This is a genomic window from Yoonia maritima, from assembly GCF_043641945.1.
Lineage (GTDB): Bacteria > Pseudomonadota > Alphaproteobacteria > Rhodobacterales > Rhodobacteraceae > Yoonia > Yoonia maritima_B.
On sequence record NZ_JBHZRX010000002.1, the window covers coordinates 313,777 to 339,963 of the forward strand.

The following is a 26,187-nucleotide window of genomic DNA, read 5'->3' on the forward strand; positions in this document are numbered from 1 at the left end:
CAGTTCCAAGGGAGACGTTACCGTCGCTACGTAAACACGTGTGCGTTGACTATCACCGGCCAGAGGCGCGTGCGTTGGCGTCTATAAATCGCCATTTGCGGCAAGTTGGGATTCGTTGCAAGTAGGAAAATGCACACGATGCATTTTTTCATAACAGCATGGACGCCAAGGCATAACTCAGGCTAGGCAGGCGCATGGCAAAAGTTATCCTATTCAACAAACCCTTTGGCGTCCTGTCGCAGTTCACAGACGTGCGCAGTCCCTCACCCCGACCAACGTTGTCGGCCTATATCGACGTCCCGGGCGTTTATCCGGCGGGGCGCTTAGATCGCGATAGTGAAGGGCTGTTGGTGCTAACGGACGACGGAAAACTGCAGGCCAAGATTGCGGATCCCAAGCATAAGCTGACTAAAACCTATCTGGTCCAAGTCGAAGGCGCACCGACAGACAAAGACCTGCAAGCGCTGCGCGATGGGGTAACGCTCAAAGACGGGCCAACACGCCCTGCGAAAGTGCGCCTCATAGATCCCCCCACCCTGTGGGAACGCGATCCACCCGTACGTTTCCGAAAATCGGTGCCGGACACATGGCTTGAGATCACGATCAGCGAAGGCCGCAATCGGCAAGTCCGACGGATGACAGCCCACATCGGCTTCCCCACACTACGCCTCGTGCGATGGCGCGTCGGAAGTTGGTCGTTGGATGGGCTAGATAGTGGAGTGTGGCAAGAAGGGTCTTAGGCTGTCCAAGCCTTGATCTGCGCTGGCGTCAGAATGCGTTCACGTGCTTCACAGAAATTTGCGAATGCGGTTTGCTCCAATTCAGCCACACAGTCGATTTCTCGAAATCGATCAATTTGAGATAGGGTCTTCGCCAGATGCCGGCGTGCATTTGGTACTTCGACGCGGTTCTTGTTATTTCGCTTCCAAAAGTTCGAATTCAAAAAGTATCGCCCTTGCTGACGCCCCATGCCGTCACCGCGTAAATTCTTCATTAGAAATAGATCCTGTGAACGCGTCGCATAATGGTGGATACATGCATTATCCCACGTCATATGGTCGTCGGTCAGTGGGCGAAAGCGTGCTTGCGCCGTCTCAAACAGCGACACATTTGGCATTTCATCGCCGCGCGAATTGACGACCGTAATCTCATCAGAAATTGGTTCTTTTGGCATATGGTCCGTCGCCGCACCAAACATACTGGGTCGAAACATGCACTTATGCATTGTCGCGCCATATCTAAGACGTGGCACGGATCGCGTAAATTGCGCGACCACAGAGCCACCTTGCCATTCCTTGATTCCGGAATCCCCAAATGGACGCCATGCCAGAGCGATACAGTCTGCACGGCCGGTAACACCAATGAGATCAATGACCAGCCCTTCCCCGACATCTATCTGCAAGAACTCGTCTGCATCACAATGCAACAGATAATCTGAAGCCATCAAACGTTGGTTCGCAAATGCCATCCTCATACCGGCAACCTGAGGGGCTTCGCCCGGTTGGATGTCATTGCGAATGTGAATAACACGATCATCTGAAGCCACTAGCGCGTCAAGAATGAGGTCAGTTCCATCTGTGCAGTCGTTTGTGACCACCGCCACAGTATCGAAACCACAGGAAAACTTGTGCGCCACCCACTCAAGAACAAAAAGCGCCTCATTACGCATACACGATACTGCGGCAAATTTCATTCTCGGTTCCTCTAGCGTCAGGTGAATACGGTCGAATTGCATTCTTGTGACAAAGCGACAGGTCCACCGCAACCTCTGAGTCGCTGCAGATAGACGGCACTTCAGTTCTGTTACTCACAATGTGCTGTGATGATGAGCATTACGCCAATCCCAGCCGGCCAAAATCACCTTCCCTATTCGCCAGCTTTCAAATGCAGATTCACAAGTTTTTCGCTCATGTTATGTTAGCAGAAAATCACACCGCATATCAGCAATTTGCCCTGAATGACTTTATATACCGCGAATAGTTGCGTATGTGCTGAGTCGTGTAAAAAGGTGACTACGGTAATGAAGATCGAAGACTGGCCAATTTTGAACAGCCGAGGCTTCTTGGCTTTGTACAGCTTTGAGGAAAACGGCGTGTTCCCTGTGAACGTGTCAGGCTCTGCGGATGTTGCGTTACTTGGTCAGCGTGCAGAGCAAAGCATTGACCTCTTGCGGGCGGCTTCATTTTTGCCTGGTGCTTCAACCATTATTGCACGCACTGACAGCCGGACATCGGTTGCGACGCTGAAAGGCGGCCTTGTGTGTGAAGGCAACCAATCTTTGAACGTCGGTCTATTCTTGCCAAAAGTGCGTGATCTTGAGATCGTGACTGCGCCAACGGATATTGAACATCCGGCCTTTGATGATGTGGCAGAACAAGCCATTTGGCATATTTGTGCGCGCATCGCACGTTGCGAGGTTCCACGTGTTTTCGTGCTGCGTATAGGCAATAACGAAGTCAGCATACTGGCTAAACGCGGCTGGTTTGACGTGTTGAATGGTGCTGAAACGGCCACCGAAATCGGGCAGATGATCCGGGATGCCGTCGCAGCGGGCAATGAAATTGCCTATTCCATTGGCGAGTCTGATGAAGACGAACCACGTGGCGATTACGCAATTAGTAACCTTCTTGTTGTAAACGATATCGATGAACCAAGTGAATGGAACATCGCCCCAGATGGAAAAATCGCTGCTTGCCCACAAGAAGGCTCGATCGATGTGATCGCTGGAATGCTAAATCTGCGGAACGCCGCCCTGAAGCTTGGCAATGGGGAGCCAAATACATCACTTGAGGTGCGTGCAAAAGACAACGCCATCGTTGCAAAACTGCGTGTCGATGATGCGGGTCACGTCAATATCGTTTAATGGAGAGTATCTCTTTGTTTTTCCCCCTATAGAAACCTGCGTTAAGCCATAAAACGGTCGCATTCCGATGGCTTATTGACGCTTAGGTCAAGCGACCTTCTGTATGTTTATGATTACCTATCTGTGCTGGATACCCAAATGTCTTCATCCTCAATGGTGCCTTCGCACCGCCAAGCTTCCAATGATTACCTGTTTTCCAAGTCAAAAGACGCAAAGCTAGCAATCGATCAACTGACCTCGGTTGCTAACCAAATGGAAAAATTGGTCGTTCCGGGTGCGCTGGATCGTACGCTTGAAATGCAAAAGCGGTTATCCAAGTTTAAGACACGGATTTCACTGGTAGGTCAGGTGAAAGCTGGCAAGACTGCACTTGCCAATGCGGTCATTGGTCGTCCCGGCCTGCTGCCATCGGATGTGAACCCATGGACGTCGGTGATCACTTCGTTGCACGTGAACGCTGTTCACCCTGCTGGTAAAGCTGCCGTCTTCAAATTCTTCGACAAAGACGAATGGACCGACATGACCACAATGGGTGGTCGTCTTGGTGAAATGGCTGATCGTGCCAACTTTGAAGATGAAGCTGAAGAAATGCGCGAGCAGGTTCGCGAACTGCAAGCCCGCGCCAAACAACGGCTAGGCGTGAACTTTAAACTACTTTTGGGTAATACACACAGCTTTGGTGAATTCGACGACGCGCTGGTTAAGCGCTACGTTTGTCTGGGCGATGAAGAAGAAACAGGTGCTGGTTCTGGCGGGCGTTTTGCCGATTTGACAAAGTCCGCAGATCTATACTTTGACAATCCGACTTTTCCGCTGCCGCTCGTCGTGCGCGACACCCCCGGCGTGAACGACCCCTTCCTTGTGCGCGAAGCTGTTACACTCAATAACCTCGCGGATTCAGACATTTGCGTCATCGTCCTTAGCGCACATCAGGCGCTTAGCACGGTTGATATCGGCCTGATCAACATCATCATGGGCCTACAGCACGAACAGATCGTTCTGTTTGTGAACCGCATTGATGAACTTGAAGATCCACATCGTCAGGTCGGCGAAATCGAAGGCTATATTCGTCAGACGCTTAAGGCGCAGAACTTGCCACAAGATATCCCAATTGTTTTCGGCAGCGCACAGTGGGGCGAAGCCGCGATCGCGGGTGATCTAAGCGTACTATCTGCCAGAAGCCGCGTCGCGTATGAAGGTTTGCAGCAGGCGCGCGCAGACGAAAGCAACGTGACCCCGCTTAATGGTGAAATTGGCATCGTCGATAGTGACCTGTCTGGTATTTCTCAGCTGCTCAAGGTGATCGACGACAAAGTCGCGAACGATGTGAGCTGGCCATTCCTCGAAAGCCTGCGCGACGATTGCCTAGATCTGGTAAACCAATCGACGGTCCTGTTGCGCGATGCAGTGAGCGGCCACTCGGCTGCTCAATCTTCAATGTCGGCCTCTGAAGTTTCCGCGCGGATTGCGGAAATCGTTAGCACACTGAACGATGACTTTGATTCACTAAACCAAAGCTCACTCAAGATGACGACCTACGCGATGTCTGACGTCTATCGTTCGTTCATTTTGAACGGCAAGCGCGACCTAGAAAAGACGATCGATAAAGGTAAGGGGCTTAAGCAGTGGTCGCCAGACACAGAAACACTGCGCCGCGAACTCATCAGCGCTTACAATGATTTCTCGAACAAATGCACAGTCCGTTTGAGCGAAATCATGCAAGAGGCGGCGGACAATATCGCTGCACTTTACGCTGACGTCCTTGATAGCGAAGCAAGCCTGTTCCCTGTTGTCGGGCCGACGATTGGTCGCCCAAAGACACCGGTCTTCCTGATGAAAACCATGACGATTGATGTAAGTGCTGGCTGGCTTAGCCGACTACTTTCCAAGCAACGGAAAAAGGCGACCTGCATCGCGAATTTTGAAACGCTTGCGACCGAAGAAATGTCGAGCACGATCAATGATCTGCAACAAGACTATATCCAAGAATTCGCTACACAAACGCGCATTCAGCTTCAGGGCTTTGTGAACGAGCACATCAAAACATTGCGCAATCTGGCACTACCAGTTGATGCACCAGAAGTAACGCAAATGCGTCAGTCATTCGGCTTGGAAAACGAAGTGAACCACCGTATTGCTGCCCTCGATCAGATCCGTGACGCTCTTCACGAAATAGTCCGGCATGATCAGACCGATGGACCAGTTGCAGTAAGTGCTAGCTAACTATGAATAATTCCGTGTCAAAAAAAGCAACCGCGGTACTGTCACAATGGTCGGCGAATAAGCCGGGCTTTGCATTGATGGGCGAATATAGCGCGGGCAAATCTTCGCTTCTGAATATGCTATTGGGCCAGCCGTTGTTGCCAACTAAGGTGACGGCCACCCATCTGCCGACAGTGTGGATCACACATGGCGACACGCGAAAGCTCGAAGTCTTGGATGACGACGGAACACTTACCGAAGTTTCCGAAGATGGGCTCGACTTTGCGACATTGCATTCCCATTTGGCACTGCGCTTCACGCTTCCTGCTGAAATTTTGCGCGATGCTGATATCATCGATACGCCCGGCATTTCTGATCCCAATCTAGCAATCGATATTGTTGGCTTGATCAGTGGACACGTTGATTTTGTAATCTGGTGTTCTGCGGCCAATCAGGCATGGCGCCAAACTGAAAAGGCTGCTTGGAAAAGCGTGTCTTACGAACTGCAGGATCAGAGCCTGCTGGTCGTTACGCGTGTGGATCAAATTGCCAACCCAAAAGATGTCCAGCGGGTCATTGCACGATGCGAACGTGAAGCCCGCAAATCATTCCATTCCGTACTGCCAATTTCAGCAAAAATGGCTCGTAGTGGTGAAGAAGGCAGCTGGGAAAACAGCGGCGCACAAACACTGCTTAGCGCGATATCTGATCGTATTGACGCCGCACGCGAACATCGCGCCGAACGCGCGGCTCGTGAAGGTGATGAAGCACACGAGAATATGTTCATCGACGACCCAGAAGTGTTTGAAGATGAACAGAATAGTGTCGATAGCGCGCCTCAGATTACTTTGCTGCAAGAGGCCCTCTCCGATGCTAAAAATGTAACGTCAAATGACCAACTTTTTGCCTTATTCGACCATCTAAAAACCACCTTTGGGGGCGATCCACAGGCATCCGACTCGCACGCTGGCGTTATAGAAAAACTGCTGTCAGTACGCGCTTCAAACGACACAAATATCTCCGCGGTAATCGAACAGGTCCGAAATGAAATTAAAGACTTTTCTGAAGGACCTTGGTGCCGGTTGGACGGGGTCAAACAAAGCTGAAACAACACCTGTTTCAGACAACGAATTGGGAGCCGAGGAGAGCTCGGAACCTCCCAAAACAGGCGGGAATATCCCCCCACAAACTGTAACTAGTAAGGAAAAAAATATGTCTACAGATATCTCAGGTCTTTCATCCATCGGTGGCTTCATTGGCGCATGTCTTGTTGATAGTGAAACAGGCCTGATGATGGCTTCTGAAGGTGGCGGCAAGCTTGACCTAGAAGCTGCTGGCGCTGCGAACACTGAAGTTGTTAAAGCAAAGCTCTCTGCAATCGAAATGCTGGGCCTTGACGATGCGATCGATGATATCCTGATCACATTGGGCAAGCAGTTCCACCTGATCCGCCCACTTGAAAAGACTCCAACGGTCTTCTTGTACGTTGCTCTGGACAAAAAAGCTGCCAACCTTGGTATGGCACGCGTTCAGGTTAAGAAAGTTGAGCAAACGCTCTCTATCTAAGCCAAAACAGTTTACTGCGGCGCAATTTTGCGTCGCAGTACAAGCTAGGTTCAGTACGTTTTGACGTTTGCTAACCGCGCGCGCATTGCGTGAATGCAGATTACCTGTGGTTTACACATAGCACGATCTAGCCATCCGAATCCGTCCTCTACATCCCCACATCGATTTTACACTGTGAACTAGCGCCGTGAAGCAACCCGGCCCTGCAAACACCATCAAACTGATTGTCACCTATTTGCCAGTTTTGGACGCAATATACTTCTTGATTAAGCGCTTCGACCGCCCACAATCAGAGAGACCACTGGCTCCATTCTTTGCGAGGCTAACGAGATACTCAATACGTTCATGCTCACGGCCATAGTGGAGGATCGCTTCACTCTGCGTCTTACCGAGAACCTCTAGGAATTCGCGCACATCAACCATGTCCTCAAGCACCTTTGGGACCCTTCGGCGATATTCGAAGCTACCAGTTCTTTCGTTCTGCCTAAGGTATTTCACTGTCACATTCCGCATCCGCTTGGCCCACTCTGTGTAGCCAAACGTGTAATTGGAGAGAATGCAACAAGAGCATAAGCCCTTAAACATCAGTGCATTATGTGTGATAAAATGGTGCCCCCACACGGACTCGAACCGCGGACCTACTGATTACAAATCAGTTGCTCTAACGACAATAAGGAAAAATTTCCTACATATTTTAGTAACTAGTACGCAAAACTGGGCATAATGTCTACTATACGTCTACTTTACATTGTCTACAAATTGTCTACAAGTAGAGCATGACACGCATTAATGAACGTTTTATTCGCAGCCTCAAAGCCGCCGACAAGGAGCAGTTCCACAGGGACAGCACACTCAAAGGCTTTGGGGTTAGAGTTTCCCCTTCTGGGCGGATTTCCTTCATTGCAGAAGGCAGAATTAGAGGCGGAAAAACAAAACGCATGACCTTAGGTCAACACCCCGCCCTTTCCGTTTCAATGGCGCAGGGCTTAGCAAGAGAACATATCGCCACAATGCAAAGAGGCGAAGACCCGAAAGCCGCTAAGGACGCCGCCAAGATCAGATCTGAAATGCTGGGCAAAACCTTGGGTGATATGTTTGAAGACTACCTCAAGGCACGCGACCTTAAACCCAAAACACAAAAGGATTATGAGAACACATTCCACCTCATATTCAATGACTGGTCTTCTAGGCCAATTAGATCGATCTCCCGTAAAGAATGCGAGTCACGTTACATTGAAACAGCAGACAATCGAGGCAGGGCAACGGCAGTAAAGGCGTTCAGAATTGTTTCTGCTGTCTTCACCTTTGCTAAGGCCGATGACATCGGGGGCGAACGACTGATCACTGAAAATCCTATGGATGTAATCAGTCAGAAGAAATACGACAGGAGCATAAAGCCCCGACAAGAATTCCTTTCCCAAGATGAAATAGCGAAGCTTGTACACTATTGGCATACGGAACTTCATTGGCCCGAGACACCGTACCACGGCGTAACCGATCAAGGGATAAATTACGTCATGCTGCTAATGTGTTCCGGCTTACGTAAAAGTGAAGCCCTCAAGTTGAGGTGGGAAAACATCGACGACCACGCAAAGCATATGGCAATTTATGAAACCAAGAATGGAACCAATCACTACGTCCCCCTGTCGAAGGTGATCACTCAAATCCTGACCAGACAGAAGGCATATCTAGCAACCAAAAATAGAGCCGATAGCCCGTGGGTCTTTCCAGCCAGAAGAGGGGAAGGACATATGACAGAGCCAAAGTCTCAGCTACAAAAAATATGTGCTTACACCGGGGTCAAATTCAGACTTCATGACTTGCGCCGAACCTTTGCAACCCACGCAGAAATCAATGGCTCTAGCTACGAATTGATAAGGAAGGCACTGAACCACAAGGCCAGCACAGTGACAGCGACATACATCGTCACGCAGGTTGACACGCTCCGTCCTGTCTTTGATGCTGTAGCAGACGGTTACCATAACTACTTTGATCCGGATCGGTCAGACGCCTAGCTTTCAACGCAGGCTCCATTCAGCTTTGCAGGACAACACAATGTCATTCACAAAGGCGGTCACACGCTACCTCTTCTGCCTAGCGCCGCTACACGCAAATGCAAATACATGCTCATTACCCCCCAACCATCCACACTGGAATGACAGCACCTATTTTCCACTAAACGACAAAGCAATTATACTCACAAACTTCAGCATATTAGCAGAGAACAGATCGGATTCTGAGATACGCTTACAGGGCTTCACTGCATCCAACGAGGCTATCTCTATGGAATGCAGCAAGTGGCAACGCACGACCCTAACCTGCACCTTAAATGAAGTGACCGCAGGGAAACTAGAGGTAGGAAATCTTAGCAATAGCGGATACTATGAAACGCTCAATTACTCTGGTCGGACCTGCACTCTAACTAAGAGTGACACAGGCGCTGATGGCACATTCACTCTCGAATGCACGCAAATCTCCACGAGCGCCATTCAAACGGATGCCAATTGGCTAGCCGGAACAAGTCGCGTTGATGAACGGTCAACAGAAGTGCATTGCTTAGGTCAAATCTTCCAACAAGAATAGAGAAACTCCCTCTTGGCCACCTCCGCCGAAAGGCTACTTTAGTTTTATTTGAGCAAGCACCCTTAGCAGCACAAGCAATGGATATAGATTCCACCTGTGACACACTTGAAATTACCAAATTGAAACTGTCAGGTACCAACTTATAGTTGCAATTCGTTCATATATGCGCTATACTAAAGTTGAGATGGAACGGTTTTCCGTGTCCGCCTCTACAGTCTTTTTCGGCGGGACCTAGGCTCTCTCGCATCCCATTCAGATCAATCAATCAGCATCCCCCACTCAGGGGTACGAAAGGATTCCGTCACTATGATTGACAAAAAACCAAAGACATTCGCGGAGTGGCAGCAACTTCGTAAGAGCAACCCACGCCTCTACTATCGATCCGACACTCAGAACCAAATCCTCCAAGACGCAACAGCGCTGGGGAAAGACGCTTTCTATATTCGCAAATCGGAGGATGAATAATGATCAACGCCCACGATCTATTAGAGAAATGCAAAACCCCTAGCTATCACAATTGGCTTGTCGAAGGCTTGCTGCTGTCTCTCTACACAGACGGCATCTTGAAAGGTAACAAACGTCAGGCTGAAAACGAAGTCCTACACAAATCTTTTGTCCGGTTCTTAATTGCCTTGCCAGACGAAGGAGCAAGACTGATCCGTGATCGTAAACTTCTGGGATCAAACCTTCGCTACATAGATGCAGCAGAAAAAGCTGGATACCTCCTCATTCAAGACAAACAGATTTATCCGACACAACAACTTGAGTTGGAACTAAAACAAATAATTTCAACATATTACCAAGAGCGAGACAATTTGGATGCAGCCTAATGACTTCTTAAAAGCTGAGGAAACCTTCAACCAGCTACAGCGCCTCAAAAGCACAACCCAGATTGCCAGTGGCATGTACCTCACGACCAAGCCTGATGGCTCAACAACACTAACAGCATCATGGCTACCGAACTCAGTTGAAATTCTAAAAGACTCAACCTCTAACTGTTATCACATCGTAGCAGATTTCCTTCTGCCGTCACAACTCCAAGACGCACGATGGACGACGAAAGCCCAGACGGTTGATAAGATTAAGGATCATTTATCTGAGGCAAGCTGGAAGGCATGGGATACAAATATGCCAGCGCCAGCCCCCATACAGCGAGATAAGAGCACGATAGCCTCCAGACCTCCGTCCTATGAGGTGGTCAACGACTGCCTAGACAAGAAATCTGGAATTGAATGGACTGAATACTATGACCGATTCGGCATTAGATTTGTATACTCGTGTGATGACTGGCCAGAAGGCACAACAGTTGAGGCAAGGAAAGGTAAGCAAGATCATTTTTTTACTGCCACTTCTAACGCCTTTGAGCTGTCAGGGCAGTACGTGAAAGCAACCGATATTGTTGAGATCATTACTGAACAGATGCGCCGTAAAAAGCTTGCCTAAACATTAGCAAAGACCAGACCTCTTGGCTTCGCGTTAACACACTAGCTGCGTGTGTCCTCTAATTTTGAAAGAACCAATACCAGAAAGGATTCAAGACTTGCTCAAGACAAAACAAATTCCAACGGCAAAGGATCAACAAAAAAAACAAGCCACATATGAAACAGATACAGCGCCACTGTTCGGCGATCTGGAACTTCTCGTAAATGAACTACTTCAAGGCGACCCCGATATTAAACGGGCCATTAGCAAAGCCGATACTGGCACAAGAGGCGGATACAGGTCACTGCAATACCACATGACAAAAGCTGGTGTGACTAACGTATCGCCCGAGCATCAGAGAATTTTGGACACGCTGAAGCTAGACGACGATTTTCACCAATCCAAAGCATCCGACCTAAAGAACATCGAACACCGCAGTCCATCCTACCGGGTGAAACTAGTCTTCGAGGGTAACACGTTCAGAAAGAGCTTCAGTGATTTGTCGTCAGCACAACAATGGCGTGACCACATGCTTATTATGTTCTCAGAGACGACTAATTTGGAGTGATTAGTCTGATGGACAGAATAATTACCGAGCAAGCCAAAATGTAGATTCCTTAAGTCTATGTTTTTAAATACTTAATCTGAAAGTTAATGGGACAGATTAGCCCGTTCAGGTACCCTAGGCAGCAAACCCCGTAATTTGTCCCATTAATAGCTAATTACCAAGGTCTGAAATTATGTAAATTTTGGTTAGAAATTCTCGGGGTGTAATTCTCTAGAACAGAGGCACCCCCTGATCCCCCTGCCCCGGGGTGGAAAGATGAGACTTCAATTAATTTCTATTGTCTCATGCGGCTGAGCAACCTCTCGTGGCAAATGTTTGAGATACCAAGTTCCAACCATTTACACAAACAGCCTGAAGACGCGAGCCGAAATAAGAGCCACCCACAGCACCACCCACCAAATGGCGCTAAAGGACTACCTATTGGTTAAGCTGGACCCCTAGGCCGCACTACAGAGCCTCTCAACCACAAAAGAAAACGGAAGGAAGGGGGTGAGCGGAACTGGGGGATGGATGGCTACGCCATGACTAGGACAAATCAAACGATCAGAGGACATCAATTGTAATTCAACTTTGATGGAAGCTCTCGACACATAATGTACACTTAGATTTCTTACTTCTCTAAGAGAAGATAAGAAGTACTAAAGTCTCCTAATGTATAACATTATGTCTTTAGGGTACCAAGAAAATCTGATTTGTCAAGCCCAACTATCAACAGCAACCCACAACAGTGGCGTAATGCCTTGACCTAAAACATAACTTTTATGGAGCCGCCTGATTAGTCCTGATGCACCCAACACCAACCAAATCACACTAAGCTACTGAATTAAAACAATTAACCTAAATTAAACCTCTTTATCCGACTTACCCACGGACACGACAGTTGACGTGAGGTAATGACATCCCTCAACATTCATTGCACCTGCACTCCCCCAACGATGATCAGCATCAAAAGTTCCAGCAAAGTAATCATGAGTTACTTGAACGCGGCTTACTAATCACCGCAAAGAACCCGTTGAGCATAAGACAACTACATTTCTCTTGTCTTTAATGCGCACCAACCATCAGGACGAATTGCAACCAACGACCCGCGGCACCAACCAAGGTCAAGTGTCTACTATATGTCTACAAGCAACATAGAGACATTCTGAAAATTTTATCTAAGTCATTGATTTAAATGGTGCCCCCACACGGACTCGAACCGCGGACCTACTGATTACAAATCAGTTGCTCTACCAGCTGAGCTATAGGGGCACTGGTGTGCAGTTTCCTGCGTTGTCTTATCGACTGAGCGGCGTATAGCAGGGGAAAACTTGGCAATGCAATGGGCTTTTTGCATGAAATGCAGAAAAAATTTCATAAGCCCATTTAGCGGTTCGCGCGGGCCAAGAAAGCAACGGCTGCGAGCCCTACAACGGTTATCATTAACGCCGCTGGAGCGGCCTCTGCGATGTTCTCGAGCGATGCTTTGGCATGGACCCTTGTTGCAAGCGTATCATAGTTAAATGGCCGCAAAAGAAGGGTTGCGGGCAGTTCCTTCACGCAATCGACGAAGACCAGCAAGAGCGCTGACCCAATGGACGCTTTGACAAGCGGGAGGTGCACCGCACGCAGCGTGCCGCCCGCGGTGCGCCCTAGAGAACGCGCAGCCATTGGCAAGCTCGGAGATACACGCCCAAGTGCCGCGTCCGCAGTCCCCTGCCCGATTGCAAAGAATCGCACCACATATGCCAGTGTAAGTGCGGCGGCGCTGCCCGTGAAAATCAGGCCCGGATCACTAAAGCCGAATCCGACAACGGTATCTGCCAGCACGTTGTCGAACTTCGCCAATGGCACCAAGATACCAAGACCCAGCACGGCGCCCGGCGCAGCGTAGCCAATGGCTGTCACTGGCATAAGCAAGGCTGGGAGCCGTTTCCGCGTGAGGCGCACTCCGTAGACCATGAACACACCGCCAAGGACTGTCAGAACAGCCGCGATACCCCCAACGGTAATTGTATGAACGATTGCCTTGCGCAAACCCGGTGCAACCCACTGGCTCGCATCAAAGGCATGTGTCAGCAGAACGGCAACTGGTAACAGGAACCCACCGATGACGGGCAACAGGCAAAGCGTTGTTGCAGCGGCCGCAGTCCAGCCTGTCAGTTGCGTCGGCGAAACGGGGCGTTGTCCGCGTGCCGATCCGAAAAATTTGCTTTTGCGGCGGCTAATCTTTTCCAAAGCGACCAATATGATCACAAGGCCGAGTACACAGGTCGCGAGTTGCGCTGCCCCGCCGAGGTTTCCTGCCTGCAACCAGACAGAAAAGATGCCGGTCGTTAGCGTTTGCACCGCAAAGTAATCAACTGTCCCGAAATCGTTGACAGTCTCCATCATAACGACGGCCACGCCAGCTGCGATTGCCGGGCGCGCGAGCGGTAGCCCCACGCGCCAGAAACGGCCAAACGCCCCTGCCCCTAATGCTTGGGCGACCTCATAGGCGGCGCCCGATTGCTCACGAAATGCGGCACGGGCTAATAGGTAAACGTAAGGGTAAAGTGCCGCACTTAGCACAAGGATTGCGGCGCCTCTGGTTCTGATATCTGGGAACCAATAGTCGCGCGCATTTGCCCAGCCCATGGTTTCACGCAATGCAGTCTGCACTGGCCCCGCATATTCCAGAAAATCCACAAGTGCGTAGGCCCCGACATAGGCTGGTACAGCTAGGGGCATCAAAAGAGCCCACTGCAGTATTCTCCGCCCCGGAAACTGATACATGACGACCAACCACGCCGCCCCTGTTCCGATCATTGCGGTTAACGCACCAACACTGAACATCAGCACGGCAGTATTCGCCAAATACCGGGGAAGCGTCGTCCGCAACATATGCGGCCAGATGTTTTCTGTGGGCGTCAGGGCAAACCAAATAACAGCAACGATCGGCACAAGCACCATCGTCGCGATCAAGATTGCGCCCACCGACCAAGGAGAAATGCGTGACCGCGTGGCGGGATTGATTGTTATCGGATCTGAATACTGGGACATAAAATTCGAGTACCGGAAAGCAGTTTAACTGTCCAGAAATCCAACTATGATGCAATGACTTGGACGAAAGGGTTCACCCTATGCAAATTGCCTATCATATTGGCGCACATGGCAACGACGAAGACCGGTTGCTGAAATCGACGCTAAGAAATGCAGATTTGCTGGTCCAGAACCGGATCGCCGCACCGGGCCCGGGAAACTACCGTTCCTTGATTCGTACTACGATTCAGGGGCTGGACGGCGCGCCGCCCGCCGCCGGCACACGCGACATTCTATTGGACAGCATTATAGACGACGACGATGTGCAGCGCCTTTTGTTGGCGAATGGCAACTTTATCAGTGTAGCCAATCGGATTTTTGAACATGGTGTGTTTTACCCGCAGGCAGAATCAAAAACACGTGCGCTCAGAAGGTTGTTCCCCGACGATGAGCTAAGCCTGTACTTCAGCATTAGCCATCCCGCCACCTTTCTACAGGATGCCCTCAGCAGACCTAAATCCAAACCAATCGGAGAATTCCTCGGGATATCGCAGCCAGAGGATATCAACTGGGCTGATGCTGTCCGGCGCATCCATGCCGGCGCCCCTGATTCTGAGCTGGTCATCTGGTGTACTGAAGACGCGCCACTGATTTGGCCGCAGCTAATCCGGCATTTCATGGGACTACCTGAGAACACACCGATTGCGGACGAACTTGCACCGCTGACTGGCTTGATGGATCAGGGTGGGATTGAACAGCTACGCAAAGAGCTTGATCGCGATCCGACACGCGACACGATTGCCCGCCAAACGATTATCGCCGATTTTTGGGCGGAGCACGCGATAGAAGGTGCTGATGAAGAAGAAATCAGTCTTTTTGAAACCGACGAAGAAAGCGTCGCCCATATGACCGAAGATTATGACGCCGACATCGCCGAGATAGCGGCGATGGAGGGCGTCACATTAATTTTGCCGTTCTCGTAAGGCTTACATGCCCATTGCGGACATATACATGTCCATCACGGCCTCTTCTTCGGCCAGGTCATTTGCGTCACGCTTACGGATAGCCACTATTTTCCGCAGAACCTTAGTGTCGTACCCACGCCCCTTAGCTTCGGCCATCACTTCTTTCTGACCTTCAGCGATATCTTTCTTTTCGGCCTCAAGACGCTCATAACGCTCGATAAATTGGCGCAGCTCTTCGCCGGCAACATTGGACACTGTGTCTGTGACTGAATCGTTCATAAATGCTCTCCTGACAGGCTTATCTTTCCCTAGCCTTAGACCCGGATCGCTGCAACCCTTGCATGGAACGCATCGTCGGGTTAGGCGGTCACAACTTTAGGAGACCCGCTATGGATATCGTCGTTTGGATCGGTGCAGTACTTTCAGTGATCGGGCTGGCAGGCATTGCATATAGCATTGTCACAGTGACCAAAGCGAAACGCGCCAACCTGCCCGACGAAGAAATGCGCGCACGTTTGGCTAAAGTGCTACCAATCAATTTGGGCGCGCTGCTTGTTTCAATGATTGGATTGATGGCCGTCGTTGTTGGCGTAATGCTGGGCTAAGCCAAACACTTACTGCTCTGGGCAGAAAATCTCGTAGATGCGCTCAAGGATTGGGCGCACGCGCGGGTCTGAAAGACGATAGCGCATGCTGCGCCCGTCACGTTCACACGCAACCAGCCCTTCGTTACGCAAACGAAGCAATTGACCAGACACATAAGACTGGCTTGCGCCCAACATCGTCTCTAGTTCTCCGACGGTCACCTCTCCTGGGACCAGCGCACATAGAATGCGCAGTCGACCTGGGTTTGACAGCGCCTTCAGCAACTCCGCAGCATCTGCAGCAGCGGCATCCATTGGGTCAGCCAATGTTTCAACAGTTTCGGTCATAATTTTCACAGTCTCAGTCATACCAAAAACTCTATCATCAACTTTTATACATTCCAATATTGAAATGTTTTTATTAGCCTCTATCTTGAGCGGCGGAAAAGAATCGTATTGGTGCCCGATGTAAAGGCCTTTTTTCGCGATCGCACTTTTATAGTGTTTTTTGATCGGCGTCACCCGTACGGAACTAAGAAACAATATCATGGGGCTGGTTCACACAGCTTTAGAAAGTGCAGGAAGACCATGCAAACAGACTGGATTTACGGCCTTATCGGAGGCGGAATTATCGGATTGGCAGCAGCCATATTCCTTTTATTCAACGCGCGGATCATGGGTGCGTCTGGAATCATCGGCGGATTAATTGATGGCAGCGGCCGCAGCGATTGGGCAGAGCGCGCATTATTGATCGCTGGCCTATTCTTGGCCCCTGCGATTGGCGCTTTGGTTATGGGCGGTTCAGAAACGAACCTAACAGGTAACTACGCCGTTATCATCGCTGCGGGTCTATTGGTTGGTGTCGGCACGCGGCTAGCAAACGGGTGTACATCTGGGCACGGCGTCTGCGGTATTTCACGACTGTCATTACGCGGCATCGTTGCAACCGGTTTTTACATTGTTGCTGGCGGTCTGACTGTCGTCATCTTTAAGCACGTATTGGGGGTAATCTAATGCGCAATGTAGTATCATTCGTTGTCGGGTCTCTTTTTGGGATCGGCCTGCTAATCTCCGGTATGACGAACACCAACAAGGTACAAGGCTGGTTGGATATCTTCGGGGCTTGGGATCCGACACTTGCCTTCGTTATGGGCGGGGCGATCATTCCGATGGCCATCGCTTGGCAACTGACCAAAGTGCGCAAGCCTGTGTTTGCAGATAGCTTTCCAACACCCCCTGCGCCACAGATTGGCCGGAACCTCGTGATCGGCTCAACACTGTTTGGCATGGGTTGGGGCTTGGCAGGTTTGTGCCCGGGTCCAGCGATTGCTTCGCTTAGCTTTGGTGGCAGTGGCGGCATCGTCTTTGTGCTCGCTATGTTTGCCGGGATGCTGGGCGCACCTTGGGTGCGGACACGTCTAGACCAAATGGCTAGCTCCAGCTAAAAGGGCCACCATGGATATTAGACAAATCAGCCCGACCTACTCGGTCACGCCTCAAATCGATGTCGAAGATATCCCGGCCATTGCTGCGGCCGGGTTCAAGACCATCATCTGCAACCGTCCCGATGCCGAAGTGCCACCCAGCCATAGCGCTGCCGCAATCGAAGCGGCAGCCACGGCGGCAGGCATTGAGTTCATTCTTAACCCGGTGACACATCAGGGTTTAAACATGGAAATGGTTAAGGTGCAGAATGACGCTATCGATGCGTCTGCGGGCCCTACACTAGCTTACTGTGCCTCTGGAACCAGATCATCCATCGTTTGGTCTTTGGGACAAGCCGGCGATTTGCCTACAGACGAGATCATCGCAGCAACAGCCGCGGCAGGTTATGATCTGGCCGGAATGCGCGGGCAACTAGACGCGCTGGCAGGCAACTGAGCACAGTTCTATATTGACGGGCATTCGGTCGTTAATTCGGCTGGCTGAAGATCATTTTCAGCAGCGGGCAAATTGCCCGCTGCTTTTGTATTCAGGGCGTCCTGATCTACGCGCACTCCAAGCGCGACAGTAGTCGCATTTGCCTTGCCGCCGAGGTCCGACAGCTGTGGCGCGGCATCATCTTCAATCCGAAGCGCACGCATCCCGCCCGCCTGCCCCAACTTTGCACTGGCCACAGCACGACCACCGGGCGCGGTTAAGCGTACAGAGTTAACCGTACATCCCGGAAGCGGAATGAGCTGCCCGACCTTAAGCGACTGCGCCCGCCCGATTGATATCTTAAAGCGATGCAAGACCGCATCGAGCGTCGCAGGCGCGGCGCTAACGGTGCCGTGTAATGCCGTAGCCCAATCAACTGGTTGCTTCGGCTCGGGTAACACATCTTCTTCGGCGGTTACGACAGGCAGAGCCATCACCAAATATGCCTCACGATCAGCAACGCCCAAATCGACTGTCATGCGAAGTGTGCGATAACTGCAGTCATCCAAGGTAAGTCCTGCCGCCCGCGTGCTTTCGATCATGCCACCAAGCGAAAGGCCATCAACCCATCCGTCAAAGTCAGTACCGGTAACCGCCGCAGGCAGCGCGCCCAACAATGCAGAAAGAACTGGTTCGCACATCGCTTTGTCGGTGGCTGTTGGCGGTCGGTCTGCCGCCTGCCGCGCGACCAGCCGCCCCATGGTTTGGATTTCAACAACTGCAGAACGCATTTGAATATCAAGCGCGACTAGCCCAACCACCTTGCCCGCACGCTTTAATCCAACCAGCATCAGCCCCTCGTCCAGCTGATCCAGCAAATCATCAATCGAAACGATGTCTTCGATGACGCTGTTAACAGTCAGGCTTAACCCCACTGAATCACTGGCAGATTTAGCAAGCACCAAACGCACCGCGCGTGACGAAGTCAGCGGGCTATCCGCCGCTGTCTGATCATTTTGTCCCGCCTTGCGACGCAGAATCGATGAATGTTTGCTGTTCGTCATGCGCCCGCCACAGGTAGTCCGACGCATAGTTAATCGCAGATTGGTTACGGTTGTCCTAACGCGGACGGCAGTTTCTTCTTAGGCAACCGCAAACGAAACGCTGTGCCATATTGCCCCGGCAGATAGGTGATATCGCCCCCAAGGCGGCGCATGATTTCACGACAAATAGCAAGCCCAAGCCCTGCCCCTCCCGCTTTGGAACCATCGGCAACTCGTGAGAATTTCTCAAAGATTAGCTGCTGATTGTCTGCAGCAATCCCGCTGCCATTGTCCACAAAATCGATGTAGTAGTGAGAACCCCGGTCATGCACCGAGATTTTCAAACGTGGATGGCGTGCGTCGCAATACTTGCGTGCATTCGCTATCAGGTTGATGAAAACCTGCACCAGACGATCCAAATCGGTAGTGATCGTCACTTGGGAAACTTCGGGCGTACGCACAATTTTCAACTCACTGTTTAGCAGCCCCGCGGCCCCAATCGCGCGATCCAATAGCGCGGATAGACTGCCACTTTGTTCATTCAGCATGACTTGACCGTTCTCAAGAACTGACAAATCCAAAAGGTCATCTAGCAGGCGGGTCAGGCGAATAGCCTCGTCATGGATAATGCCTGAATAGCGTTTTTGGTCATCATCCGTCATTTCGCCATCGCGCAGAATGTCAGAAAACGACCGGATCGACGTCATTGGCGTACGCAATTCGTGGCTGATTTGGCTAAGAAACGCGTCTTTCTGGATCGAAAGCGCCGTTAGCTTCGCGTTTGCCTCGCGCAAAGCACGGGCGGTTTGTTCTTGCTCTGCCGATTTTGCTTCTAGTCGGTTGGAGTATTCCAAGATTTGCGCCGCTTCATCAGCCACCGCGATCAGGTCTTCGACCGACACGCCGCTACCACCAATCAGCTGGCCGACCATGGCGTGGGCCGTCGCAGCCCCCACAGACCCTGCCAATTCTCGCTCTAGCAGCTCTAAGAACGCCGGGGTCACTTCGGGCAGATAGCCTTTCTTGCCCTGCCGCGTCGCTTCGCGTTCAAAAATAGCCTGCGCATCGGTGCTCCCCATGATGCGCTGCGCCATAATCAATAGGTCTTCGGCGCCTGCAGCTGCATTTGTCCAAGCTGGGGCTGCTGCCGAATGTTCGAATACATTAACAAACTGGGCACCTTGCAACCGTTCAAGTGGGGTCGGAAAGCTGACGAGCGACCCAACAAGAAATGTCGCTGTGTTCAGCAGCATCGACCACAAAATACCGTGCACCAAAGGATCCAAGCCTGTGATCCCGAACAGGGCCTGCGGTCGCAGCCACGCAAGCCCAAATGGCCCGTTATCCAAAACCGACTGACCAATCAGCGCATCAGTTCCGAAGCTTGGAAAGAACAGCGTCCAAAGCCAGACTATCAAGCCGACAGTCAGACCAGCCGCTGCACCGATCCGTGTTGATCCGCGCCAAAATATCCCGCCCAGCATCGCTGGCAGGATCTGTACAGCGCCAGAGAAAGACACAAGGCCAATCGCCGCCAGCGCAGTCCCCCCGCCAGACAAGCGATAATAGATAAAGCCTAGGAATAGCACGCCTGCTATGGAAAGCCGGCGCGCCAAAAGGATGACATGACGAATATCGCCAGACATGACGGCCTGCTGATTTGGCCGCAAAGAAAGCCAGATTGGCACGACAATGTGGTTGGATACCATTGTGGCCAGAGCAATCGTCGCGACCATCACCATTGAAGTCGCAGAAGAAAACCCGCCAAGGAATGAAAGCATCGCTAGGCCATCCCTACCCTGATGCAGCGGTACGGTCAGCACGAACAAATCGGGGTTGCTGCCCGTCGGCAGCAAATCAAGCCCGATCACTGCGATCGGCACCACAAACAGGCTCATGAGCAAGAGATACGCGGGGAACGCCCAGCTCGCGATGGCGAGGTGACGTTCGTCCGCATTTTCGACGACCAGCACCTGAAACATGCGCGGCAGACAAATGAATGCGGCGGCTGACAAGAATAACAGACTAATCCATCGGCCACCGTTGTGATCCCAAAGCGTGATCGGCGATTCATCAATCCGGGTCAGCATTTCAGTTGGGCCGCCTGCGATCCCCCAAACAACAAAGACCCCAACCGCCAAAAGCGCGACAAGTTTCACGACAGCTTCGACTGCAATCGCCATTACGATGCCATGGTGACGTTCGTTCGCATCTAGGTTCCGGGTGCCAAAAAGTACGGTAAAGACCACCAGCCCCATCGCCACCCACATCGCCGTCGCGTTCAGGTCTGCACGATGCCAGACCTGGCCATTACTTTGCGCAAACACCGCAAATGATAAGGTCACGGACTGCAACTGCAACGCAATGTAAGGAGTTGCGGCAACAACAGAAATCAGTGTGACGATCATACCCAATGCAGTTGATTTACCGAACCGCGACGAAACAAGATCGGCGATAGACGTAATACGCTGCGCCCGACCAATGCGGACCAGTTTTCGCAAAATCCACCACCAGCCGATCATCACCAATGTCGGCCCAAGATAGATTGTCGCGAACTCCAGCCCCGACCGCGCGGCATAGCCGACGGCACCGTAAAACGTCCAAGCGGTACAATAGATACTAAGTGACAGCGTATAGATAACCGGCGAATACAGCCATGTCGCATTCCCCATCGTCGCGCGACGCTCTGCCATGAAGGCGACCATGAAAAGGAAGGCGACGTAGCAAAGCGAAATTGTAATGACGAGGTTAAAGCTAAGCATCAGGACGGCGGACCACCGGCACCCGGTTCATCACTGTCGGCCCGCATCATCCGCGACATGAATGCCGAAAGCAAAATTAGCAGCACCCACACCGCAAAGATATAGACCAGCGCGCCCGAACTATAAGTCATCTCGGGATCTTCGTCCGGCCATAGTAGCGGTATCGAAAGTAAAACTATCCCAAGAACTGGCAGCAACCTGACGGCATCACGCAATCGGCGCTGACGATAGCCCGCCTGTTCAAGAAAAATCTTGGACTTCGGGCCGAGACTCATGCCTCCATCAGGGTACGCACGTGGTCGCGCACTTCCGCGTTCGAGAACGGTTTTGTCATGAAATGATTCGCCCCAAGGCGCAGCGCCAGTTCGCGGTCTTTCTCTTGGCCACGCGCGGTTAGCATCATCACAGGTATGTCTTTGGTCGTGTCGGTTCCACGCAGATCACGCAGGATATCAAAACCGCTTCGTCCCGGAAGCATGACATCCAAAATGATCATATCTGGTGGGAACCCAACCACCTTTTGCATTGCTGTTTCCCCATCTTCATGGGTGTGAACTGTCCAGCCATCGCGGGACAAAATAAAACTGATCGCCTCAAGAATGTTCGGCTCATCTTCGATCAGAAGGACACGTTTGCCCATCTCATCGCCTCCCCAATTGTCTTACTGCCCCCGCAAGGGCAGCCTCCCTGGCGCGGACTATCGTGGCAATTGGGTCCGAAGTCAAAGACCCGATGCGGCTGCTAAACCGATAATTGCAGGCTCGCGGCGGCTTGTACAATCAGAACGTGGGCAAATGCGGCATGAGCCCCCCACAGGGATAGCAGCCCCCGCCCCTTCTGGCGGATCGGCAACCACTAACATTGTACTTTGCAGCACTGGCACAACGTCAAACTGATGTGCCCCGACGGGCATCGCCATCGCGTAACACAAAAACCGTGTATGCGTCGCGTCTGGCAGCGCCACCTCGGCGCGGATTGGTTGGGTCGGCCTACTTAGCGCACTAAATATTGGCCAAAGTGGACATGCCCCGTTTGTGCGCGAATAGGTGAACCCCGGAACAGGTTTTAGAAATGTTAGCGCCCCTGATACGTCACACGTCGCTAGCCCCATACGCGGATGACCTGCGTTTGCTGGCAAACTGGCAAGGCGGCGCAAGACTGTTGGGAAATCTGCATTGAATTGACGCGCCAATTGCGAAGGATCGTAATCCACCGCAGCACATGCTTCGGTAAACTCCTTTAGCGGAAGAACGGCTACGTCTTTTTGGTACTGCTGTGCGTAATTGACAAATAGCTGAACTGCCGGTCCAGAAAGCCCAAGTTCCTCTGCCAAAGCAGCTGGATCTGCCTGCCCCGCCTCTAGCGAAGCAAGATGATAGTCACTTTGCGCAAGTGCATTTTCGAACTGCTCAAACGGGGATTGCGCCACTTCAACCTTGGTTTCAGGCGCTTCAAGATAGGCAATCAGGGCTTCGCTACTGTCCGCTAGGCGTAAGCTGTCCTTGTGAATGTTTTGGTGAAAACGACGCTGCCAATCGGCGTCCAGCTGTTCTTGGGTGACCAAGATAGACGCGGACGATCGAATAGATGTCACCGCAGAAATCACCTCATGCAGAGAATTAGCAAGCTGTGGATCATGTGCGATGCGGTCGGTCAGCGCTGAGACATGTTCGTTCAGGGCGGCAATACGCCGCGCCTGCGCGACGATCAAAGCGCTCCAACCGGGGTAGCGGGCGGCGAATTCCTCTGCCCGTGCGATTTCAGCCTCGGTGTTCAAAGCGGCAGCTGCACTGCGCATTTTATCAAGAAGATCGCTATCCGCGCCCTCTGTCAGCATTGTTGGATCAACATCAAGAACACGCGCGAGATCAGTCAACAATTTACCGCCGATTCTGCGACGATTGTGTTCGATCAAGTTTAGATAGGAAGGAGAGATACCAACAGCCTCTGCCACTGCGGCTTGCCGCAAACCTTGATCTAATCGTTTTTCGCGGATCCGCGAACCTGTCAGTCTTCGAACGGGCATTCAGAATTACCTTAATGCTTTCAAGCGCTTTCTGCGCTTGCGGGAAAAGTGGTTTACAGTCCCAGCATTAAGTTTGTACAGTTTTTTACAAATTAAGCAAGCTGTCCCAATGGGTTGTTGCTGAAACGCCTCCTCACACTCAACAATAGACAGGTACGTACACGTACAAGCTGTGAAATCCCCCGGGATCAAGCGGCACAAACCTTTAGGGAGGAAAATAATGTCAAAATCGAATTTCTCACGTCGCGGCGTGTTGAAGACCGGCGCAATTGCCGGTGCCGGCCTTGCGCTTCCGACATATCTACGTGCGGATGCCCATACTGGTTTCACCAACGCTCCAGGCGACAGTGAGGTCACACTTGGCTTCAACGTTCCACAGACAGGCCCATATGCGGACGAGGGCGCAGACGAACTGCGTGCATATGAACTAGCTGTTGAGCACCTGAACGGTGGTGGTGACGGCGGTATGCTGAACACCTTCTCTTCAAAAGTGCTAGACGGTACAGGCATCCTGGGCCGCCAAGTTAAATACGTAACTGGTGACACGCAGACAAAGTCTGACGCGGCACGTGCATCTGCGCGTTCGATGATCGAAAAAGATGGCGCAATCATGATCACAGGCGGTTCATCGTCTGGTGTGGCTGTGGCTGTGCAAGCGCTTTGCCAAGAGGCTGGCGTGATCTTCATGGCGGGTCTGACCCACTCGAACGACACAACAGGCAAAGATAAGCGGGCCAACGGTTTCCGCCACTTCTTTAACTCTTACATGTCCGGCGCGGCGCTCGCTCCTGTTCTGGCTGCACAATACGGTACAGACCGTAAGGCTTACCACCTGACTGCAGACTACAACTGGGGTTACACAACCGAAGAAGCTGTACGTTCTTCAACCGAAGCAATGGGTTGGGAAACTGTGAACGCTGTGAAAACACCGCTGACACAGACTGACTTCTCATCTTACATCGCTCCAGTTCTGAACTCTGGTGCCGACGTTCTGGTTCTGAACCACTACGGCGGGAACATGGTGAACTCTTTGACAAACGCCGTCCAGTTCGGCCTGCGTCAAGCACAAGCCAATGGCAAGCAGTTCGAAATCGTTGTTCCTCTGTACTCAGAGCTGATGGCTCGCGGTGCGGGCGAAAACATCGCCGGTATTCTTGGTTCACAGAACTGGGACTGGAAACTCGAAAACGAACTGGGCGCGCGTTACAGCGGTACCAACGCTTTCGTTAAGTCCTTCGGTGAGAAATACGGCTTCCCACCAAGCCAAGCTGCACACACAACATACGTACAAACACTTCTGTACGCTGATGCTGTTACACGCGCTGGCTCGTTCAACCCATGTGCTGTTGTTGAAGCTCTTGAAGGCTTTGAGTTTGACGGTCTGGGCAACGGCCCAACACTGTACCGTGCAGACGACCACCAGTGCTTTAAAGACGTTGTGGTTGTGCGTGGTAAAGAGAACCCAGAAAACGAATTCGACCTCGTTGAAATCGTTGAAGTTACACCTGCTGAGCAGGTTACTTACGCACCAGATCACCCACAGTTCGCTGGTGGTGCTTTGGGTACCTGTAACCCAGGCGCATAATCTACCAACAATTCAGGTCACCACATCACGTGGTGGCCTGTCACGTCGACAGTAAACTGCGCCCTGCGGGGCAGCGGTATGTCTTTTGGTACTCCGCCAACACTTAAACCGATCAGAGGTCACCTCATGGACCAGTTCATTCTGCAAATCCTTAACGGACTTGATAAGGGTTCGGCTTATGCGCTTATTGCGCTCGGGCTTACACTTATCTTTGGAACGCTTGGCGTTGTCAACTTCGCCCACGGGGCGCTCTTCATGCTGGGCGCGTTCTGCGCCGTCACCGTCAGCAAACTTCTTACGCTCAGCCACAAAGTAGTGGATGAAACACGGACCGACTTTTTGGGTAACCCAATGCAAGTCGAAGTTCCTTATATTCACGATATATTTGGCGCCACGCTTGGCGATAAAATGATCGACTGGGCAGTTCCGCTTTCAATCCTTTTCGCTATTCCTGTGATGATCGCAATCGGCTTCATCATGGAGCGCGGTTTGATCAAGCACTTTTACAAGCGCCCGCACGCTGACCAAATCCTTGTGACCTTTGGCCTCGCCATCGTTATCCAAGAGATCATCAAGTATTACTACGGCGCGAACCCAATCCCCACCCCTGCCCCAAGCGCCTTTAAAGGAAGCTTCGACTTTGGTGTGCTGATTGGCTTTGATCCGAACGCGATCATCTATCCGTACTGGCGTCTGGTGTATTTCTTCTTCTCGCTTGTTGTTATTGGCGCTGTCTTTGCTTTCTTGCAGTTCACTACCTTCGGGATGGTTGTTCGTGCAGGCATGGCAGACCGTGAAACAGTGGGCCTGCTGGGCATCGACATCGACAAACGGTTCACCATCATGTTCGGCATTGCGGCCGCAGTCGCGGGTCTTGCTGGGGTGATGTACGTTCCAATCAATCCACCAAACTATCACATGGGCATGGACTTTCTGGTGCTGAGCTTTGTGGTTGTGGTCGTGGGCGGCATGGGGTCCCTACCGGGCGCTGTCGCTGCAGGCTTCCTCTTGGGTATCCTCGAAAGCTTTGCCTCAACCTCTTGGGCGGTCAGCAACCTGCCAGGAATCAACCAGGTCATCATCTACCTGGTCGCAATTATCATTCTATTAACACGTCCGCGTGGCCTGATGGGTCGCAAAGGCGTGATGGAGGAATAA

The 26,187-nt window shown here is 51.6% G+C and carries 26 protein-coding genes and 1 tRNA gene; 17 read left to right on the forward strand and 10 right to left on the reverse strand.

The features are described from left to right. Positions 1 to 194: 194 nt before the first annotated feature. Positions 195 to 740 (forward strand): pseudouridine synthase, encoded by a 546-nt coding sequence (locus tag ACHUEV_RS05100; RefSeq protein WP_394177978.1) that lies wholly within the window; start codon positions 195 to 197, stop codon positions 738 to 740. Here ACHUEV_RS05100 and ACHUEV_RS05105 read toward each other — a convergent pair. Next, the gene (locus tag ACHUEV_RS05105; protein WP_394177979.1) at positions 737 to 1,693 is read right to left on the reverse strand and encodes a glycosyltransferase family 2 protein; all 957 of its coding nucleotides are present in this window, start codon (positions 1,691 to 1,693) and stop codon (positions 737 to 739) included. The genes ACHUEV_RS05100 and ACHUEV_RS05105 overlap by 4 nt on opposite strands. Before the next feature lie 327 nt (positions 1,694 to 2,020). Between ACHUEV_RS05105 and ACHUEV_RS05110 the strand changes: the two genes are divergently transcribed. The 9 genes from ACHUEV_RS05110 to ACHUEV_RS05150 all read left to right on the forward strand — a co-directional run bounded on the left by ACHUEV_RS05110 (position 2,021) and on the right by ACHUEV_RS05150 (position 11,204). After that, entirely contained in the window at positions 2,021 to 2,863 is an 843-nt protein-coding gene (locus ACHUEV_RS05110; RefSeq protein WP_394177980.1) for a hypothetical protein, read from the forward strand. A 138-nt stretch (positions 2,864 to 3,001) separates the two neighbouring features. After that, positions 3,002 to 5,086, forward strand: coding sequence for a dynamin family protein (locus tag ACHUEV_RS05115; RefSeq protein ID WP_394177981.1), 2,085 nt, complete (start codon positions 3,002 to 3,004; stop codon positions 5,084 to 5,086). Between the two features lie 14 nt (positions 5,087 to 5,100). Further along, positions 5,101 to 6,171 (forward strand): dynamin family protein, encoded by a 1,071-nt coding sequence (locus ACHUEV_RS05120; protein WP_394177982.1) that lies wholly within the window; start codon positions 5,101 to 5,103, stop codon positions 6,169 to 6,171. Between the two features lie 106 nt (positions 6,172 to 6,277). Beyond that, positions 6,278 to 6,631: a roadblock/LC7 domain-containing protein gene (locus ACHUEV_RS05125; RefSeq protein WP_394177983.1), complete on the forward strand. Its 354-nt coding sequence runs from the start codon at positions 6,278 to 6,280 to the stop codon at positions 6,629 to 6,631. A 776-nt stretch (positions 6,632 to 7,407) separates the two neighbouring features. After that, the gene (locus tag ACHUEV_RS05130) at positions 7,408 to 8,646 is read left to right on the forward strand and encodes a tyrosine-type recombinase/integrase (protein ID WP_394177984.1); all 1,239 of its coding nucleotides are present in this window, start codon (positions 7,408 to 7,410) and stop codon (positions 8,644 to 8,646) included. Between the two features lie 874 nt (positions 8,647 to 9,520). Next, positions 9,521 to 9,679 carry a hypothetical protein gene (locus ACHUEV_RS05135; protein WP_394177985.1) on the forward strand — a complete coding sequence of 53 codons (159 nt, stop codon included), beginning with the start codon at positions 9,521 to 9,523 and terminating at the stop codon, positions 9,677 to 9,679. Further along, positions 9,679 to 10,044 (forward strand): hypothetical protein, encoded by a 366-nt coding sequence (locus tag ACHUEV_RS05140; protein ID WP_394177986.1) that lies wholly within the window; start codon positions 9,679 to 9,681, stop codon positions 10,042 to 10,044. Before ACHUEV_RS05135 ends, ACHUEV_RS05140 begins: the two co-directional genes overlap by 1 nt. Beyond that, a complete protein-coding gene (locus tag ACHUEV_RS05145; RefSeq protein WP_394177987.1) occupies positions 10,034 to 10,657 on the forward strand; it encodes a hypothetical protein in 624 nt (207 codons plus the stop codon). Before ACHUEV_RS05140 ends, ACHUEV_RS05145 begins: the two co-directional genes overlap by 11 nt. 97 nt (positions 10,658 to 10,754) lie before the next feature. After that, positions 10,755 to 11,204, forward strand: coding sequence for a hypothetical protein (locus ACHUEV_RS05150; protein WP_394177988.1), 450 nt, complete (start codon positions 10,755 to 10,757; stop codon positions 11,202 to 11,204). Between the two features lie 1,175 nt (positions 11,205 to 12,379). Here the strand turns inward: ACHUEV_RS05150 and ACHUEV_RS05155 are convergent. Next, a tRNA-Thr gene (locus ACHUEV_RS05155) sits at positions 12,380 to 12,455 on the reverse strand. Between the two features lie 114 nt (positions 12,456 to 12,569). Continuing rightward, the gene (locus tag ACHUEV_RS05160) at positions 12,570 to 14,225 is read right to left on the reverse strand and encodes an ABC transporter permease (RefSeq protein WP_394177989.1); all 1,656 of its coding nucleotides are present in this window, start codon (positions 14,223 to 14,225) and stop codon (positions 12,570 to 12,572) included. A gap of 80 nt (positions 14,226 to 14,305) precedes the next feature. On the opposite strand from ACHUEV_RS05160, the gene ACHUEV_RS05165 reads away from it, so the two are divergent. After that, positions 14,306 to 15,187: a hypothetical protein gene (locus ACHUEV_RS05165; RefSeq protein ID WP_394177990.1), complete on the forward strand. Its 882-nt coding sequence runs from the start codon at positions 14,306 to 14,308 to the stop codon at positions 15,185 to 15,187. Positions 15,188 to 15,190: 3 nt separating this feature from the next. Here ACHUEV_RS05165 and ACHUEV_RS05170 read toward each other — a convergent pair whose 3' ends face one another. Beyond that, positions 15,191 to 15,448, reverse strand: coding sequence for a DUF2312 domain-containing protein (locus ACHUEV_RS05170; protein ID WP_394177991.1), 258 nt, complete (start codon positions 15,446 to 15,448; stop codon positions 15,191 to 15,193). 110 nt (positions 15,449 to 15,558) lie between these two features. Here ACHUEV_RS05170 and ACHUEV_RS05175 point away from each other — a divergent pair, with 110 nt between their 5' ends. Next, positions 15,559 to 15,774 (forward strand): hypothetical protein, encoded by a 216-nt coding sequence (locus tag ACHUEV_RS05175; protein WP_394177992.1) that lies wholly within the window; start codon positions 15,559 to 15,561, stop codon positions 15,772 to 15,774. 9 nt (positions 15,775 to 15,783) lie between these two features. On the opposite strand, the gene ACHUEV_RS05180 is transcribed toward ACHUEV_RS05175, so the two are convergent. Further along, on the reverse strand, positions 15,784 to 16,122 hold the full coding sequence (locus tag ACHUEV_RS05180) for an ArsR/SmtB family transcription factor (protein WP_394177993.1): 339 nt from the start codon (positions 16,120 to 16,122) through the stop codon (positions 15,784 to 15,786). 219 nt (positions 16,123 to 16,341) lie between these two features. Here ACHUEV_RS05180 and ACHUEV_RS05185 point away from each other — a divergent pair, with 219 nt between their 5' ends. The 3 genes from ACHUEV_RS05185 to ACHUEV_RS05195 are packed head-to-tail and all read left to right on the forward strand — an operon-like array spanning position 16,342 to position 17,634. Next, positions 16,342 to 16,767: a YeeE/YedE family protein gene (locus ACHUEV_RS05185; protein WP_394177994.1), complete on the forward strand. Its 426-nt coding sequence runs from the start codon at positions 16,342 to 16,344 to the stop codon at positions 16,765 to 16,767. Then, the gene (locus tag ACHUEV_RS05190; RefSeq protein ID WP_394177995.1) at positions 16,767 to 17,198 is read left to right on the forward strand and encodes a DUF6691 family protein; all 432 of its coding nucleotides are present in this window, start codon (positions 16,767 to 16,769) and stop codon (positions 17,196 to 17,198) included. The genes ACHUEV_RS05185 and ACHUEV_RS05190 overlap by 1 nt, the downstream gene beginning before the upstream one ends. 10 nt (positions 17,199 to 17,208) lie before the next feature. Further along, the gene (locus ACHUEV_RS05195; RefSeq protein WP_394177996.1) at positions 17,209 to 17,634 is read left to right on the forward strand and encodes a protein tyrosine phosphatase family protein; all 426 of its coding nucleotides are present in this window, start codon (positions 17,209 to 17,211) and stop codon (positions 17,632 to 17,634) included. Positions 17,635 to 17,642: 8 nt separating this feature from the next. Here ACHUEV_RS05195 and ACHUEV_RS05200 read toward each other — a convergent pair whose 3' ends face one another. The 5 genes from ACHUEV_RS05200 to ACHUEV_RS05220 form a co-directional block, all read right to left on the reverse strand. Then, a complete protein-coding gene (locus ACHUEV_RS05200) occupies positions 17,643 to 18,677 on the reverse strand; it encodes a FliM/FliN family flagellar motor switch protein (protein ID WP_394177997.1) in 1,035 nt (344 codons plus the stop codon). A 44-nt stretch (positions 18,678 to 18,721) separates the two neighbouring features. Further along, positions 18,722 to 21,418 (reverse strand): ATP-binding protein, encoded by a 2,697-nt coding sequence (locus tag ACHUEV_RS05205; RefSeq protein WP_394177998.1) that lies wholly within the window; start codon positions 21,416 to 21,418, stop codon positions 18,722 to 18,724. Beyond that, the gene (locus tag ACHUEV_RS05210; RefSeq protein ID WP_394177999.1) at positions 21,418 to 21,693 is read right to left on the reverse strand and encodes a hypothetical protein; all 276 of its coding nucleotides are present in this window, start codon (positions 21,691 to 21,693) and stop codon (positions 21,418 to 21,420) included. Before ACHUEV_RS05210 ends, ACHUEV_RS05205 begins: the two co-directional genes overlap by 1 nt. Continuing rightward, positions 21,690 to 22,058 carry a response regulator transcription factor gene (locus ACHUEV_RS05215; RefSeq protein ID WP_394178000.1) on the reverse strand — a complete coding sequence of 123 codons (369 nt, stop codon included), beginning with the start codon at positions 22,056 to 22,058 and terminating at the stop codon, positions 21,690 to 21,692. Before ACHUEV_RS05215 ends, ACHUEV_RS05210 begins: the two co-directional genes overlap by 4 nt. Positions 22,059 to 22,139: 81 nt before the next feature. Then, positions 22,140 to 23,444, reverse strand: coding sequence for a helix-turn-helix domain-containing protein (locus ACHUEV_RS05220; RefSeq protein ID WP_394178001.1), 1,305 nt, complete (start codon positions 23,442 to 23,444; stop codon positions 22,140 to 22,142). 220 nt (positions 23,445 to 23,664) lie between these two features. Here ACHUEV_RS05220 and ACHUEV_RS05225 point away from each other — a divergent pair, with 220 nt between their 5' ends. Together ACHUEV_RS05225 and ACHUEV_RS05230 are read left to right on the forward strand one after the other, a co-directional pair. Continuing rightward, complete coding sequence (locus ACHUEV_RS05225) at positions 23,665 to 25,029, forward strand: substrate-binding protein (RefSeq protein ID WP_394178002.1); 1,365 nt, start codon at positions 23,665 to 23,667, stop codon at positions 25,027 to 25,029. Positions 25,030 to 25,155: 126 nt separating this feature from the next. Further along, complete coding sequence (locus tag ACHUEV_RS05230; protein WP_394178275.1) at positions 25,156 to 26,187, forward strand: branched-chain amino acid ABC transporter permease; 1,032 nt, start codon at positions 25,156 to 25,158, stop codon at positions 26,185 to 26,187.